Genomic DNA, 16,277 nt, shown 5'->3' on the forward strand with positions numbered 1-16,277 from the left:
TTGATTCTTCGGAAGTGAAGAACCTTATTGTTGTATTCGTAAACCGATTCTACATTGCGTAAAATAGTTTGTCGCGTTTTAGTTGCTCGTACGTGCCGACAAACGGCTATCCTCTCGTTAACCCTTCTATCAGTCAGGTCAGCATGCCCCTTTCCGCAAAACGCCGCGCCGCGCTCAGCTGGCGTACCCTGTTGCCCTGGGTGGTTGGCGTGCTGCCGTTGGTATGCGGCCTGGGCGTGATGAACTGGCAGATCGAGCGCGAAATGCAAGCCAGCAGCCAGGCCACCACTCGCCAGGTGGTAGCACATGTCGAGCGCATACTCGACAGCCTGGCCAACGCAGCCAATGCCTTGCTGCCACTTGCAGCCAGCCCCTGCGACGAGGTTCAGCTCAGGCTGCGCGCCGAGGTTACCCGCAACGCGTTCGTGCGCTCGACCAACCTGTTCCGGGATAACAGCCTTTATTGCACATCGTTGTTCGGTGACTTTGACGAACCGGTCAACCCGGCTGACTACGTCGACGGCAAGCTATGGCTGATGGACGGCAACTCAGTCACTCCCGGCCACCCGCTGCTGGTGTACCGCGCCAACGCCGGCAACCACGGCGCGATCAGTACGGTGGATGGTGATCACCTGCTGACCGCGCTGCGCCTGATCGGCCCTGATGAAGACCTGCACATTCGTGTGGGCAATGCCTGGATGGGCAAGGATGGCATCGTCCACAAGGGTGTACCACCTGCCGCTGCCAGTGCCAATGTGCTGCTGGGCTCGACGCGCTACCCGTTCAGCGTGCAGGGCGGTTATGCCGCCGATCACCAGGGCACGCTGTGGCGCAGCCACTACCCGGCCTTGCTCGCATTGCTGTTGGTACTGGGCGCGGTGGCTGCGCTGGCATGCCGTTGGCAACTCCGTCGCGCCAACTCGCCCCGCGCCGAACTGCGCCGGGCGCTGGAGGCCGACGAATTCCTGCCCTACTTCCAGCCGGTGGTACGCAAGGGCGATTACCGCTGGGCCGGCGCCGAAGTGCTGATGCGCTGGAACCACCCGCAGGAAGGCCTGGTGCGCCCCGACCTGTTCATCCCCTACGCTGAACACAGCGGGCAGATCGTCGCCATGACCCGCGCCTTGATGATGCACACCGCGCAGAGCCTGGCCCCCTATGCCGGGCTGCTGGAAGATGGTTTTCATATTGGCATCAACATCACCGCCGACCATTGCAGCGACTTGCGCCTGCTGGATGACTGCCGCACATTCCTGCAGCACTTCCCGCCAGGCCGGGTGGTACTGACCCTGGAACTGACCGAGCGCAAGCTGATCGAGCCCACTCCGGTGACCCTGGATCTGTTCGAAAAACTCGATGCCATGGGTGTGAAGATTGCGCTTGATGATTTCGGTACCGGCCAGTCAAGCCTCAACTACCTGCGCCAGTTCAAGGTCGACTACCTCAAGATCGACCAGAGCTTCGTGGCCATGATCGGTGCCGATGCGTTGTCGGTGCATATTCTGGAGACCATCATCGAACTCTCGGCCAAGCTGGGCCTGGGTATCGTTGCCGAAGGCGTGGAAACCGAAGCCCAGCGTGACTACCTTGCCCGCCACAGTGTGGATTACCAGCAAGGCTACCTGTTCGCCCGGCCCATGCCCGCAGCCCAGTTCCTCGAAATGCTGGCCACGCAGCCAAGTGCGTCGCGGTTGCCGCAAGGCGCGCCCCCTGAGATCATGCGCGGCTGATCCACCCGCTCAACTTCCGTATTCGAGGCATTCGTGTCAAAAGGCATTGTTTCATCGGTCATGGCGTCCTGTCTGTTCGCCGTGATGTACTTCTATACCTCGCTGCTCAAGCCACTCGATGGCGAAGAAATCTTCGGTTGGCGCACCCTGCTGACGCTGCCCTGCCTGACCTTGTTCATGCTGGTCTCCAAAGACTGGAAACGGGTAGGCGAATTGCTGGGCCGGGTAAGACGCACGCCGGTTCTGTTGCTTGGCATGGTCGGCACTTCATGGCTGATGGGCGTGCAGCTGTGGCTGTTTCTGTGGGCGCCCCTGCACGGGCGCAGCCTGGAAGTGTCAATGGGCTACTTCCTGCTGCCGCTGGCCATGGTCCTGACCGGGCGACTGGTTTACGGCGAGCGCCTGTCCCGCCTGCAGAAGGTTGCCGTGACCTGTGCGGCGCTGGGCGTCGGCCACGAGCTGTACCAGCATGGCAGCTTTGCCTGGGAAACCTTGGTGGTGATGATCGGCTACCCGATCTACTTCGTACTGCGCCGACGCTGCCGCACCGACCACCTGGGTGGCCTGTGGTGCGACATGTGCCTGCTGCTGCCATGGGCGCTGTATTTTGTCATCCAGGGGCCGCTATCGGCCGCCGACCTGCAAGCACATCCAGGGCTGTATGCGCTGATTCCGGTCCTGGGGGCGATCAGTGCTTCGGCCCTGATCGCCTATGTGCTGGCCAGCCGTTTGCTACCCTTCAGCCTGTTCGGCCTGCTCAGCTACGTCGAACCCGTGCTGCTGGTAGGCGTGGCGTTGCTGCTGGGCGAAACCATCGGCCCGGATCAGTGGCTGACTTACCTGCCGATCTGGGCCGCGGTGCTGGTGCTGGTGCTTGAGGGCTTCAAGCACCTGCTGCGTCAGCGTCGCCGCTCGGTGTAAGGCGCACCTGGCGCACCCGCCGTTCTTCAACGGCCTCCACGGTCAGCGTCCAGCCATTCCAGGCCAACTGATCGCCGACCATCGGCAGGCGGTCGAGCAAGCTCATTACCAGGCCCGCGAGGGTCTGGTAATCGTCGGTGGCCCGGGCACTGAAGCCGGTACGCGCCTGCACCTGGCTCAGGTTCAAGGCACCACTGACTACAAAGCCCTCCCCCTCCTGAACGATGCCAGGGCCTTCTACCTCACTGGCATCCGGCAGCTCGCCGGCAATCGACTCAAGGATGTCGGTCATGGTCAGCAAGCCGGTGAAATCACCAAATTCGTTGACCACAAAAGCGATGTGGGTCGATTGGCCGCGCATCTGCTCCAGGGCGTTGAGGATGCTGAAGCTCTCCAGCAGGTTCAACGGCACCCGGGCCATGCCTTCCAGGTCGGGCTGGCTACCCGACAGCAGTTCCTTGAGCAGCTCCTTCTTGTGCACAAAGCCCAAAGGCTCATCGATGCGGCCGCCACGAATCAACGGCAGACGCGAGTATGGCGAGTTGGCCAGGGCCTGGGTAATGGCCTCGGCCGGCTGCGCCAGGTCGATCACATCGACCTCGGTACGGGCGGTCATCACCGTGCGGATCGGCCGCTCGGCCAGGTTCAGCACGCCACTGATCATCACCCGCTCACGGCGGTCAAACAGCACCTGTTCCTCGCCCCCTTCGACCAGGTCGGCGATTTCTTCACCTACCTCGTCAGCCTCGACCCGGCGGCCGCCCAACAGGCGAAGCACGGCGTGCGCGGTACGCTCACGCAGCGGCTTGTGCTGCTGAAGGCTGCGCTTGCGGCGGGCACGCGCCAGCTGGTTGAACAGTTCGATCAGGATAGAGAAGCCGATGGCCGCATACAGGTAGCCTTTCGGGATGTGGAAGCCCAGGCCTTCTGCGGTCAAGCTGAAACCGATCATCATCAGGAAGCCCAGGCACAGCATGATGACTGTGGGGTGGGCATTGACGAAGCGGGTCAGCGGCTTGCTGGCGACGATCATGATACCGATCGAGAAGATCACCGCGATCATCATCACCGACAGGTGTTCAACCATGCCTACCGCCGTGATCACGGCGTCGAGCGAGAACACTGCATCCAGCACGACAATCTGCGCCACGATCGGCCAGAACGCGGCATGGCGCAACGTACCACTGGCCTGGGTCACATGGCCTTCAAGGCGCTCATGCAACTCCATGGTGGCCTTGAACAGCAGGAACACACCACCGAACAGCATGATCAGGTCACGGCCGGAAAAGCTCTTGTCGAACACCTCGAACAGCGGTGCGGTGAGGGTGACCATCCACGAAATACTGGCCAGAAGGCCCAATCGCATGATCAGCGCCAGGCTCAGGCCAATCACCCGCGCGCGGTCGCGCTGATGCGGCGGCAGCTTGTCGGCCAGGATGGCGATGAACACCAGGTTGTCGATACCCAGCACCAGCTCGAGGACAATAAGCGTCAACAGGCCCAGCCAGGCCGTGGGATCGGCTAGCCATTCCATTAGCGGGTACTCACAAGGGAAGCGTCAAAAAGACGGGGAAAGGTTGGCCAGGAAGGCCGAGAACTGGGGGGCTCCGCGAAGGTGCTCATATAGACCTTGATAACAAATTGGGAGAATGATGCTACAAGCACAGCAGGTTTCTCTGATAGCGCAAAACTATTACAAAACCTGTAACGGGTCCGCCGTGCCATATGCATCGGTTGTGAGATCGAGCGCCGCGCGGGCGGCGCTCGATCTCACAGGCGCCCAACATCTCAAGGCAAGCACCTGAGGGGTACTTTTATTCAATACACCCTGAAGCAGTAGGCCGAGAATGCAGCACACCTGAACCAAACGGATCCCGCTCATGAGCCTGTCCCTGTCCATGGCCGCCTTCGCACTGGCGGCCTCGATCTCCCCCGGCCCTGTCAACATCGTCGCACTGGGCAGCGGCGCACGCCATGGCTTGCGCGCCAGCCTCAGGCATGTGGCCGGCGCCACGCTGGGTTTCTGCCTGCTGCTGGTGCTGGTCGGGCTGGGCCTGCATCAATTGCTTGTACGCTGGCCATTGCTGGGCCTGCTGTTGCACTGGGGCGGTGTGGCATTTTTGCTGTATATGGCGTGGAAGCTGGCCAGTGACAACGGGCGCCTGGGCAGCGCACATACGGCACAGGCGCCCTCGGCCTGGCACGGCGCGGCCATGCAATGGCTCAACCCCAAGGCATGGTTGGCAGCAGTAGCCGGGGTCGGCGCCTATACCGGCGGTGAACAGCACTTGCTATGGCTGTTCACCTGGATCTATGGGCCCATCTGTTTCATTTCGGTGGCGTGCTGGGCTTGGGCAGGCAGCGTGATTCGCCAGTACCTTGGCAACCCACGGCACATGCGCCTGCTCAATCGAGGGTTGGCTGTATTGCTGGTCGGTAGCGCGGGCTACCTGGTCCTTTAAGGCCTGCATCGCGATAATGCCCCGGGGTCGCCGCCAGGTGCTGCTTGAACACCCGCTGCAGGTGTGCCTGGTCGGCAAACCCCGCTTCCTGCGCCACTTCAGCAATGGCCCGCCCCTGGCGCAACTGCGCGCGTGCCATTTGCACGCGCTGGTCAAGCAGGTAGCCATGTGGTGTCAGGCCAAAGCGTTGTCGGAACGCACGTATCAGGTACGAACGCGACAGGCCGCAGGCTGCGACAATGTCTTCCAGGCTCAGGGGATCAGCGCGATGAGCACGTATGAAAGCCGCCGCCGCCTCCAGCCGTGGGTTACCCTCACCGCTCAGCCGGCCATTGCCCTCCAGTAATGCCGGCAACTCGCTGAACAAGGCCGCCAGAAGCGCCTCGCGATCCGGCACTCGGCTATCGAACAAGTCGGCAAAACCCTGCAATAGCCGTTGGTACAGCACAGCCGATGTGCTCAAGGTCTGCGCCGGCAGGGCGAACCCCCGCGCCTGCAGCCACGGCATGTCAACAAACAGCATCAGGTAAGACCACGGCTCCCCCGCAATGGGGTTGCAGGTATGCACGACGCCCGGGTTCATCAACACGGTGGTGCCAGCCGTCACCTCGATGCACTGCTCGCCATTCAAGTAAGTGCTGCGCCCACCCGTGATCACCCCGATGGAAAAGCTCTCGTGAGAGTGCGCGGCATAGCACACCTGGCGCCCGTCCCCTACCCGGCGGGCCTCGACGAACGGCAATTCAGGATCGCGCCAGAACCGTGATACCTCGATCATCCTCGCCTCACCCGCTGCTGCCTGATGCCTGGATACTACACATTCAACGCGGGATCAGGTCCAACGTGCGTTCAACTTCATCGATATCGATCCGGAAGCCGTCGCCTTCCGGAATACCCACCACAAAGGCGAAATGCTGATGGTCACGGTCGGTCAGGTACTTGTAGTAGCTGACAAAGCGGTTCGGCGGCTGCAACGCCACCACGCAACCGCCAGCCTGCAGCACATTCACCCCGTGCACCAGCTGGCTGCCCTCCACCCCAATGACCACCTTGGCCCCGGCGCAGGCCGCAATAATGCTCGGCACATCCGACTTCAGCGGGTTGACGACGCGAAAACCGCGGGTCACGCGCAGGTGCTCGGCCAGTTCCAGTTCGTTGCGCAACATGCGCAGTTCGCCGTCACCACCGCGCAGCAGGAACACGCCAGGGTGCGGCGCATGCGGCACATGCGACAGCAGCTTGTCACCCATGGCCCGATAGCGAGCGTGTCGGCTGCGGTTGTTGCTCATGTCATCGAACAGTACCAGTTCCCGGAAAAAGGCACTGCGCAGGCGCAACGGCTTCATGTCCAGCCAGTCTTCATAGGCTGGCCCCTGGGTAAACAGCGGGTACCTGGCAGAGGGCGCGGTGGTCACCGGGGTGCCCTCGTTACACGCCAGCGCATAGGTGGGGCAATCTTCCATGAGCCAGGTGCCGAACCAGCTGTTGCCGTTTTGCGTGCAGTAGATGGCGCCGCGATCGATTTCGTTGTCGACGATGACGGTCGGGAACCTGCTCGGCTTCTGCGAAAGCCAGTGGCTGGCCTTGCCCTTGTACAACGCCCCATCGACCAGCCATACATCCTTGACCAGGTATCCCCGGGTTGGCCCCTGCAGTGCGTTGATGCCGCCCTCCATGGTGCGTGCCGGGTGCACGTAGGGGTAGAAGCGCTTGCCTTCCCACCCGGTCACGCGCTCCATCTGGCCAGGCAGGTAAATGGCCGGCGGTGTTACCGCAGCTTCGCCCGGGGCGATGTCCCAGCTTTTGCTGGCAATGCTCTTCAGGTCGATAGCCTGGTTCTTGCCCAACCGCTTGCGCGCTATGTAGCGGTAAGCGGCCAACGTCCAGTTGTGCTGTTTACCGGCAGCCGAAGCACTGAACTGCGAGACGTCGCTTCCCATGAAGCGTTCCCCCTTGATGACGAGGTTCAAAGCCTGGCGCGAGGCGCCTGATCAATGCATTCCCTGCAACCCCTCAGCTGCACGTGACCCGCTCCATGGTGGGCGGTGACTGCAGGTTGGCGTAACGGCTGCGCAACGCTTCGACGAACGATTCGCCTGCACCGTTGCCGCCATAGAGGTAAATCTTGTGCAGGCCGCCGAACACCATTTCGTGGTAACGGCTGGCAACTTCCTCATCGCTGGGCCCTTCTGGCAAGCCGAGGTGCAAGGTCAGTTTGTCGCCTTCTACCGCAAACATCGGCGTATCCCAAAGGAACTTTGCGGTCCCCGTTTTGGGCAAACGGACAAACAGATAAGCATGGTTGCCCAGCGAGTCGATATCTCCCCCGCGACGGCGCTTCCACTTCAACAGGCCGTCATCCGGGCGCGCCAGGCACAGGCCAATGTCGTAATAGTCGAAACCCTGTTCCAGTGCCCATTCGAGGGCCATGAACGTGGTAATCGAATTCACCTCGCGCAAGCGCTTGGCGTCAGAAAATACCGCTTCGCAATAACCGAAGCGCAAGGTACTCCAGTAGCGCTTGCCGCCACGCACCACTTCGCAGCCCAGGTGGCAGCCAATGACCTCATCACCCAAGGTGATCAAGTCGAGCCGGCCCACGCTCTTGGCGATGCGAAACACCTCGTCCGTGGGAAACTGCGCAGCATGAATGCCTTGCCTGGCAGTGGCATACGGGCGCAGCAGGTCACGGTCGGCCATGGCGATCTCGTCATCCGAAAGTGCCTGGCGCATCTGGTACAGCGGGCGGTGCTTGCGAATGCTGCGCCGCAGTTCGCTGTCGTAGCGCGCGGTGATGTCTTCCAGCGCACGCCCCAGTGGCACCACTGCGCTCAGGTAATGCGGTACCGACAACGCGCCGGAAGTGGGCACTTCGCTGACCACCACCACGTGGTTGGCTGCCGTGGTTGCGCTGGCGCTATCAACGATCAAGGCATTGCCTTGCCCTTTGCCAGCGATCAGCAGCTTGGCCATTTCCCGCTGCTGTTTGCGGCCGATGTAGAGGATTTCGTAAGGGCTCTCCTGCTGCGGCCGGAACCTCGCAACTTCCCAGCGCCACAAACAGGCACGTGCCATCACTTCACGCAGCTGGCTGCCCAGCAGTCTGATTTCGTAACGCTGGGAGGGCGAGATGAATTTTCGCGCCACGGCTGTCAAGGTCGCTTTCATTTCTGCTTCGACGTCCTTATGAAGTTGCCCTAGGGTCTATCAGAAAAAAGAGAACAAATCAGAGAAAACAATTAACACCTTGATATATAAGGAAAACCGCACATTGAAATCCTCACATTCAGTAACAATTTAAGATGCCACGAAACACTTTGGCAAGTGGCACTTCAATAGCATTTGAAGAAGTTTCATGGCGTCAAATTTCCTCCACAAAATGCCAGGCTGGATAAAACATAGCTATAAGCGTGCCGCATCCACGCGATACCCTATTACCACTTCGCTATTGCCAATTAGCGTTTGATGCCTCCTTTGCATAACAGGAGCATCGACATGCCGGCCAACAATCCCCACCAAGCGCTGCTTGAGGCCCAGTTACCCCACTGGGCCCGCCAGGCAGCGCCCAGTCACTGGGCAGCCTTGAAGCAAAGCCACGACGCGCAGTGGCAGAGACAGGACTGGTTCGCCAACGCCGCGCCGGATCTGCGCCAGGCGGTGCACGCCAGCCATGCACGCTTGATGCGTTCGCAAGCAGCCCTGGCCCGCTCACTCAAGGGGCTCAGGCAGATCAGCGAGTTTGCCGAGCCGTTGCTGCAAGATGCCCTTGCCGAACACGGCGTTCATGTACCTTTGCGCGACTGTGAGCTGCTGCGGGTTGAACGCACCTGGCATTGGGTTGGCTTGCGTTATCTCAACAGTCATCGCCGCGACCACCTTTTGCAGGCCGCCCTGCAGAACTTCGCTGATGACGAGGCCTTTACCGCCGACAGCGCCATTGCCTTGAGTGACGACATTCAGGTCACAAAGGTTGAGCTACAAGGCTCAGCGCCCATTGGCCTACAAGCACCGGCCGCACACTTTGCGCTGAGTTCGGAGCGCTATCAGGTAGCGCGCCTGCCACTGCCCCCCGAAACGTTCGCCACGCTGTGCCGGGCGCTGGACCTGGGCGGCGCCTACCAGGCCCACCTGGCGCAGCACTTCGCCCCACCCGCCGTCCGCACGCAAGCCATGCGCGTACACAAGGACCGCCTGCGCCTGGCGGCCGACCTTGCCTATTTGCAACACCTGCTGGACGGCAACGCACGGGATGCAATCGAGCGTCTACTGCAAGGCGGCAGCGTGCGGTGCTGGCAACTGGCACTGTTCGGCACCCCCCTGCACGACGTGATGCTGATCGACGTTGGCCGCACGGGGCTGGCGCTGTACTTGCCTGGCCATGAACCGGCCTTGCGCCAATGCAACGACCTTGAAGCGGTGCACGAAGCGTTGGCGACCTTGTTGCTGGAGCCCGCCGCGCGCAAGGCTTTCACGGCCTACATCACGCAGGATGAACGGGCGCATTTTCTTGACTTGCTGCAACAGAACCTCGATGCCACTGGCAATTGCGCCCTTGACCAACCCTGGCAGCGCGCCTCGCACGCCGACCTGCGCCCGACACGTCAGGCAATCACGGCCGAGCCGTTCGGCTTCTATCACGACCTGCACGTGGTGCGCCTGAAGCATGAAGCCAGCCTGCTTGCGGTACCAACCGCGAAGGCAGATGCCAATGCCCGCGCCAGGCGCCTGGAAGAATGGGAGAACCTCGGCCTGGACGCCCTGAACATCGCCGGCTTCTTCATACCCGCCGTCGGCACCCTGATGCTGGCCGTGACCGCATGCCAGCTGCTGGGCGAAGCCTTCGAGGGCTACGAGGCCTGGGAAGCCGGCGACCGCCATCTGGCACTGCAGCATCTGGAGGCGGTCGGCCTTAATCTGGCACTGATTGGCGGCTTCGTCGCTGCGGGCAAAGTGCTCCCCAAGCTGTTCAACAGCCCGTTACTGCAGAGTCTGCAGGAAGTGCGTGGCAGCGACGGGCGCTACCGGCTGTGGAACAAAGACCTCACGCCCTATCGCAGTAGGGTGGAACTGCCAGAGAACCTGCAGCCCGATGCCCAAGGCCAGTACTTGCACCAGGGGCGTCACTTCATCCGCATGGACGGCCAGCTCTACGAGCAGCGTTACGATGCCTCCAGCCAGCAATGGCGCATCGTCCACCCGGATGTACCAGACGCCTGGCAACCACCACTGGAGCACAATGGCCAAGGCGCCTGGCACGGCCAGCATGAACAACCGGCCGAGTGGTCATTTTCAACCCTCGCGCGCCGCCTGGGTGAGCCCTTTGCAGCGTTCGCCCCTCAGCAACTGAAGCAGGCCGCTCGCATCTGTGGCCTCGACGCCGAGCGCTTGCGCCAGGTGCATCTGCAAGGCCAGCCTGCGCCACCGCTATTTCTTGATACCTTGCAGCGCATGGCGGCACAGGCCGAAGTACAGGCCCAAGGCGCAACAGCAACGCCAGGTCTGTTCGAGCAGCTTTATAACGGTATTACGCCCATCAGCCCGGCAGAGCAGCAGTTGCTCACCGCCTACCCTCGCCTCTCCCCATCCCTGTCAAGGCGCATGCTGGCGCCACTGGAGAGCGCCGAAGCACTCGCTTGGCAACAGCACGGTGAGCTTCCGGTAGCTGTTCGCCAACAGATCGAACAGCTGCACAGCGAACTGCCGCTGGTCCGCGCGTTGGAAGGTGTACTGCAACCGGCGCTGGCCAGCAGCGACAGTGAACGGCTGCTGTTCAGTACGCTGGATGCCTTGCCCGACTGGCCTGCAGAACTGCGCCTGGAGCTGCGTGGCGCAAGCCCGGATGGCCCGCTGCTGGATCACGCAGGCAGTGAAGGCGCCAGCAACCTGTGCCGGGTAATCAAGTCTGCCGAAGGGTATGAAGCCGATCTGGGTGATCGCCCGGCTCCGGCCAGACGTGATGCGGACCTGTGCCGCGCCGTGGAGCAGGCACTACCAAGCCGACAGCGCGAAGCCCTGGGTATTGTGCAAAGCAACGGCAACGTATTACGCCAACGCCTGATGGCATGGGTAGATGAACATCGTCCGGTGCTTCAGCAGCGCCTCTGGGGGCCGGGTGCGCTGCGGCGTAAACCCCAAGGCTGGCTACGCGGTGGCCGCCCCTTGGCGCCGCTGCCGGCTCACCCACGCCAGACAGGCTCGCTGGTACAAAGCTATCGGCGCATTTTCCCCGAGGCCACCGATGCAGAGTTTGCCGACTGGCTGGGCGACGAGCAGGAGGATCCCAACCTGTATGACATGCGCTCGGCCAGCGAGCGGCTACGCGACCTGCAACAACGTCTGGATAGCTTGCGCAACCACCTTGAGGAATGGGCAAGGCCAAACCCGGCAAACCCACACCAGCGCCACCGCGCCATCCGCCCGATCATCAACGCCTGGCGGCGCCTTTCAAGGTTGACCCTTCAGGGCGGCGAGCGCCTGTACAAGCTTGACCTGGCCAACCTCGACCTGCGCAACGAAGACCTGGCCAGCCTTGCCTTACCCGACGACTTCGCCCATGTAGAGCAACTTTCGCTCAGCAACAACCACACGCTCAGCCAATTGCCCGCCGAATTCCTCGAGCGTTTCCCCGATCTCAAGCGCCTGTTACTGATCAATTGCCGCTTCGACCAGTTACCGCGCCTGGCACGCCCGCAACAGCTGCGCTGGCTGGACCTGGACAGCAACCGCATAACCTGGGATGAACAGGCTCAGCAAACACTCAACCAGTACAGTGCACTCAGCGTGCTTGATCTGACCGACAACCCACTGCTGGTGGCACCGGACTTGACCGGGCTTGCGCAGCTTAAAACCTTGTTCCTGTCGGGCTGTTCGCTCACCGAACTTCCACGGGGCCTGGCCTTTGTCGACGAGCCATTCATGCTCGATCTTTCGGCCAACCAGTTCCGTCGGCTGCCTGTCGCGTTCAATGTTTCACGCCCTGTCGCCGACGCCCTGCGCCTTGAAAGCGAGTGGCTGGGCGAAACGGCACTGGCCGAAATCGATGCCTACAACGCCACACACCAGGTAGACCTGATGGTCAGTGAAAGTGACTATCAGGAATTCTTTTACCAGACGGGACCGGCAGAAACCGCCTTGTGGCAACGCTTGCCACTGCAGTATCGGCGCGACCTTCGGCCATTGCTGGACAGCGAACCCTTCCTGTCACACCCACAACAGGCCCGCGGAGAGTTCTGGCGCCGCCTTGCTGTGATCGATGCAGACGCGGTATTGCGCGAAGAATGGCTTTCGCACCCACCGTACAACCTGTTCAACCTGCCGCTTTGACCTTGCCCACGGTGCCTGCCGGCGCATAGGCAGGCACCGTGGGCCATGTTGAGCCAGACTGGTGTTTTTCCGGCAGCCGGTGCATGCTCGCAGCTGAAGCGTTTCACCGGCTAAATACCCGCCCTGTCATGTGAGGTGCAGTACCCATGGACCGTCTGCTCGATTCACTGTTCCCCAGCGCCGAGAACATCCCGGAAACCTGGCGCCTGGGAGCCCCGCTGGAACAACGCGACTACCTGGTAAACGGCGAACTCAAGCGCTGGGACGGCCCGCTGGCCACAGTGCGCAGCCCGGTCTGGCTCAAGGAGGGTACCGAGGAGCGCCAGGTGCTGCTGGGCAGCGCCCCGCTGCTCGATGCCGACACCGCGCTTACCGCCCTCGACGCCGCCGTGCAGGCCTACGACAAGGGCCGCGGCGCCTGGCCGAACATGCGCGTGGCCGAACGTATCCAGCACGTCGAAACCTTCCTTGCACGCATGCGTGAGCAGCGCCAGGCCGTGGTCAAACTGCTGATGTGGGAAATCGGCAAAAACCTGAAAGACTCGGAAAAGGAATTCGACCGCACCTGCGACTACATCGTCGACACCATCAATGCCCTCAAGGACCTCGACCGCCGTTCCAGTCGCTTCGAGCTTGAACAAGGCACGCTGGGCCAGATCCGCCGCGCACCGCTGGGCGTGGCGCTGTGCATGGGGCCCTACAACTACCCGCTGAACGAAACCTTTACCACGCTGATCCCGGCGCTGATCATGGGCAACACCGTGGTGTTCAAGCCGGCCAAGTTCGGCGTGCTGCTGATTCGGCCGTTGCTCGAAGCGTTCCGCGACAGCTTCCCGCCGGGGGTGATCAATGTCATCTACGGCCGTGGCCGGGAAACCGTCAGCGCGCTGATGGCCAGTGGCAAGGTTGATGTGTTCGCCTTCATCGGCACGCACAAAGCCGCCAGCGACCTGAAAAAACTGCACCCGCGCCCGCACCGCCTGCGCGCGGCGCTGGGCCTGGATGCCAAGAACCCGGGCATCGTGCTGCCCCAGGTCGACCTCGACAACGCCGTCGAAGAGGCCGTCACCGGCGCACTGTCTTTCAACGGCCAGCGCTGCACGGCACTGAAGATCCTGTTCGTTCACGAAGACGTGGTCGAGGCATTCCTCGACAAGTTCCAGCGCAAGCTCGCCGCACTCAAGCCCGGCATGCCGTGGGAGCCAGGCGTGGCACTGACACCGCTGCCCGAGCCGGGCAAGGTCGACTACCTCGACGGCCTGGTCGCGGACGCCAAGGCCAAAGGCGCACAGGTACTCAACGAAGGTGGCGGGCACAGCCGCGGCTCGTTCTTCTACCCGGCCTTGCTGTACCCGGTGAACCACGACATGCGCGTGTACCACGAAGAACAGTTTGGCCCGCTGGTGCCGGTGGTGCCGTACCGCGACCTGCAGACGGTGATCGACTATGTACTGGACTCCGACTACGGCCAGCAACTGAGCCTGTTCGGCAACGACCCGGCAACCATCGGCAGCCTGGTCGACACCTTCGCCAACCAGGTCGGGCGCATCAACATCAATGCGCAGTGCCAGCGTGGCCCCGACACCTACCCGTTCAACGGCCGCAAGAACAGCGCCGAAGGCACCCTGTCGGTGCATGATGCGTTGCGTGTGTTCTCGATCCGTACCTTGGTCGCCACGCGCTTCCAGGAGGCCAACAAGGCACTGATCAGCGAAATCATCCGCAACCGCCAGTCGAGCTTCCTGACCACCGACTACATCTTCTGAGCGCCGCGCTTATAGACAATCGGTCTAGCACCGCTGTCGATTTTCCATCTGTGCAAACGACTCTAAGCAACAGGGCGCCAACCGGCGCCCACTGCACAGGAGAGTCGAACATGGCAGTCAAACCCATCCCCGAAGGCCAGCACAGCATCACCCCGTACCTGGCCATCAACGACGCCGCCAAAGCCATCGAGTTCTACAAGCAGGCTTTTGGCGCAGTAGAAATGTTCCGCCTTGACGCCCCCGGCGGGCGCGTTGGCCATGCCGAACTGAAGATCGGCGATTCCTCGCTGATGCTGGGCGACCCCTGCGACCTGGAAGGCGGCCTCACTGCCAGCCAGAAGCTCAACGGCGCCGGCGTGGGCCTGCACCTGTATGTCGAAGACTGCGACAAGGTCTACGCTCAGGCCCTGGCTGCCGGCGGCACGCAGTTGCACCCCTTGACCGACCAGTTCTATGGCGACCGCAGCGGTACCTTGAAGGACCCGTTCGGCAACATCTGGTTTGTCTCTACCCACAAGGAAGACCTGACCCCTGACGAAATCCGCGCCCGTGCCGCGAAGATGTTCGGCGGCAACTGACCGGCAAGTTGAAAGCGGCGCGACTTTGCTTGAAGCTTGGGGCTCGTAGCTTGGAGCTGCTTCATGCGAATCATCGACAAAACCGCCGCCCAGGTGCGCAGCCTGACCCCCGCCGAAGAAGAGCTGCTGGTCGGCTTTGCCACCGGCAGCCTGGTTGGCCCGCGCCTGCTGCAGGCCAACCAGCTGCTGATGAAGGTGCGCAACGCCAACCACTGGCTGGCCTGTGACTGCCGCAACGACGCCTTGCCGGTGCTCAATGTCACCCTGAACGGCAACACCGGCACGCTGTTTCTGAAGAACAACCCGGGCACAGCCGAACACGCGCCCGGCTGCCCGTTCACCAAGGACGAACGAGAGGCGGCTGAACGGGAAAACGACCCCGCGCCACCTGCCGCCTGGTTACCGCCCGACACACCGCTGCGCCTGATAGGCGACTTCCGTGCCAGCACCGCCAGTGCTGGCGGCGAAGGTAGCGAGCGGCGCGAACAGCAACGCCTGCTGTCGCTGCTGCTGACCTGGCTCGAAACCAGCGGCCTGAACCTGTATGCCACGCACCTGAAGAAGGACCTGACCGTACAGTTTGCCGACCTGCGCAGCGTGGCCAGCCGCTACCCGCTGCTGGAGCGGGTGCCGGCCAGCAACTACCTGGAAACCCGCCTGGACATGAAGCACATGATGATGCTCAAGTCCCGCCTGCGCGAAGCCACGGTGTTCGGCAACCACCGCCGCCACGGCCTGTTGCTGGACTGTGTCGACCAGATCAAGGGGCGCAAGCTGTTCAACAATCGCAGCGAAGACGGTTTCGACTTCCAGGGGCACCACCTGTACTGGGGTGGCAACCGCACCAGCGGGCCGCTGCTGGCGCTGATGCTCTATTCACCGACCAGTGCCGGCAGCCATTACTACGAACTGATCCATGTGGCCAGCGTGCCGGTGCTGTCACGCGCCCACCTGTTCCCGGTGTATCGCGACGAGGAACGCGAGCCACTCAAGGCCCTGGTGTCGCTGATCGACTGGATGGCCAGCAAAGGCGTGAAAGTACAGATGCGCCGCCCGGTGATTGGCGGTCAGGTGGCAGATGAGCTGGTCATGACCTCCGACCAGGACCGGGTATTGTCGATATCCCTGCTGGAACAACCGATCGGCCCCGAGCCGGATGCCGAGAACTTCAAGCGCTACGCCGACTTCAAAAGCCTGGAAACCTTCCGCAAGTTCGTCGCAGGCTTCTTCATGCGTGAGCGCTGAATAACCATGCGAGCCCTCAGGCCCGGCCTCTTCGCGGGTAAACCCGCTCCTACAACGGCCTTACCGACCCAGCGATATCGGTGTGCACCACCGATCAATGTAGGAGCGGGTTCACCCGCGAATACGGTGGCGCCCGCAACGGCAAACATCCAGGGATACTGGCCCGCAGGCCCGGCCTCTTCGCGGGTAAACCCGCTCCTGCAAGGGCCGGCGCCGACCCAGCGATGCCGGTGCATACCACCGTTCAATGTA

At 62.1% G+C, this 16,277-nt stretch carries 11 protein-coding genes; 7 read left to right on the plus strand and 4 right to left on the minus strand.

All coding sequences use genetic code 11. The features are described 5' to 3' along the window. Positions 1–143: 143 nt before the first annotated feature. Positions 144–1,730 (plus strand): EAL domain-containing protein, encoded by a 1,587-nt coding sequence (locus tag IAE39_RS09190; protein WP_201201484.1) that lies wholly within the window; start codon positions 144–146, stop codon positions 1,728–1,730. Positions 1,731–1,763: 33 nt separating this feature from the next. Continuing rightward, positions 1,764–2,651, plus strand: a complete 888-nt coding sequence (gene rarD, locus IAE39_RS09195) for an EamA family transporter RarD (RefSeq protein ID WP_201201486.1) — start codon at positions 1,764–1,766, stop codon at positions 2,649–2,651. Here the strand turns inward: rarD and IAE39_RS09200 are convergent. After that, positions 2,614–4,185, minus strand: coding sequence for a TerC family protein (locus IAE39_RS09200; protein WP_201201487.1), 1,572 nt, complete (start codon positions 4,183–4,185; stop codon positions 2,614–2,616). The genes rarD and IAE39_RS09200 overlap by 38 nt on opposite strands. A gap of 346 nt (positions 4,186–4,531) precedes the next feature. On the opposite strand from IAE39_RS09200, the gene IAE39_RS09205 reads away from it, so the two are divergent. Then, a complete protein-coding gene (locus IAE39_RS09205) occupies positions 4,532–5,113 on the plus strand; it encodes a LysE family translocator (protein ID WP_201201488.1) in 582 nt (193 codons plus the stop codon). On the opposite strand, the gene IAE39_RS09210 is transcribed toward IAE39_RS09205, so the two are convergent. The 3 genes from IAE39_RS09210 to IAE39_RS09220 form a co-directional block, all read right to left on the minus strand. Beyond that, positions 5,058–5,891, minus strand: coding sequence for an AraC family transcriptional regulator (locus IAE39_RS09210; RefSeq protein ID WP_201201491.1), 834 nt, complete (start codon positions 5,889–5,891; stop codon positions 5,058–5,060). The genes IAE39_RS09205 and IAE39_RS09210 overlap by 56 nt on opposite strands. Before the next feature lie 43 nt (positions 5,892–5,934). Next, on the minus strand, positions 5,935–7,053 hold the full coding sequence (locus IAE39_RS09215; RefSeq protein WP_201201493.1) for a glycosyltransferase 61 family protein: 1,119 nt from the start codon (positions 7,051–7,053) through the stop codon (positions 5,935–5,937). A gap of 73 nt (positions 7,054–7,126) precedes the next feature. Continuing rightward, on the minus strand, positions 7,127–8,281 hold the full coding sequence (locus tag IAE39_RS09220; protein ID WP_201201495.1) for a hypothetical protein: 1,155 nt from the start codon (positions 8,279–8,281) through the stop codon (positions 7,127–7,129). A gap of 327 nt (positions 8,282–8,608) precedes the next feature. On the opposite strand from IAE39_RS09220, the gene IAE39_RS09225 reads away from it, so the two are divergent. From IAE39_RS09225 to IAE39_RS09240, 4 genes are all read left to right on the plus strand, one after another. Beyond that, positions 8,609–12,436: a leucine-rich repeat domain-containing protein gene (locus IAE39_RS09225; protein WP_201201497.1), complete on the plus strand. Its 3,828-nt coding sequence runs from the start codon at positions 8,609–8,611 to the stop codon at positions 12,434–12,436. Between the two features lie 146 nt (positions 12,437–12,582). Next, positions 12,583–14,202: an NADP-dependent glyceraldehyde-3-phosphate dehydrogenase gene (locus IAE39_RS09230; RefSeq protein WP_201201499.1), complete on the plus strand. Its 1,620-nt coding sequence runs from the start codon at positions 12,583–12,585 to the stop codon at positions 14,200–14,202. 110 nt (positions 14,203–14,312) lie between these two features. After that, the gene (locus IAE39_RS09235; RefSeq protein WP_201201500.1) at positions 14,313–14,780 is read left to right on the plus strand and encodes a VOC family protein; all 468 of its coding nucleotides are present in this window, start codon (positions 14,313–14,315) and stop codon (positions 14,778–14,780) included. Between the two features lie 63 nt (positions 14,781–14,843). Further along, entirely contained in the window at positions 14,844–16,025 is a 1,182-nt protein-coding gene (locus tag IAE39_RS09240; protein WP_201201501.1) for a hypothetical protein, read from the plus strand. Positions 16,026–16,277 lie beyond the last annotated feature (252 nt).

This window comes from Pseudomonas sp. S37 (genome assembly GCF_016658545.1).
Lineage (GTDB): Bacteria > Pseudomonadota > Gammaproteobacteria > Pseudomonadales > Pseudomonadaceae > Aquipseudomonas.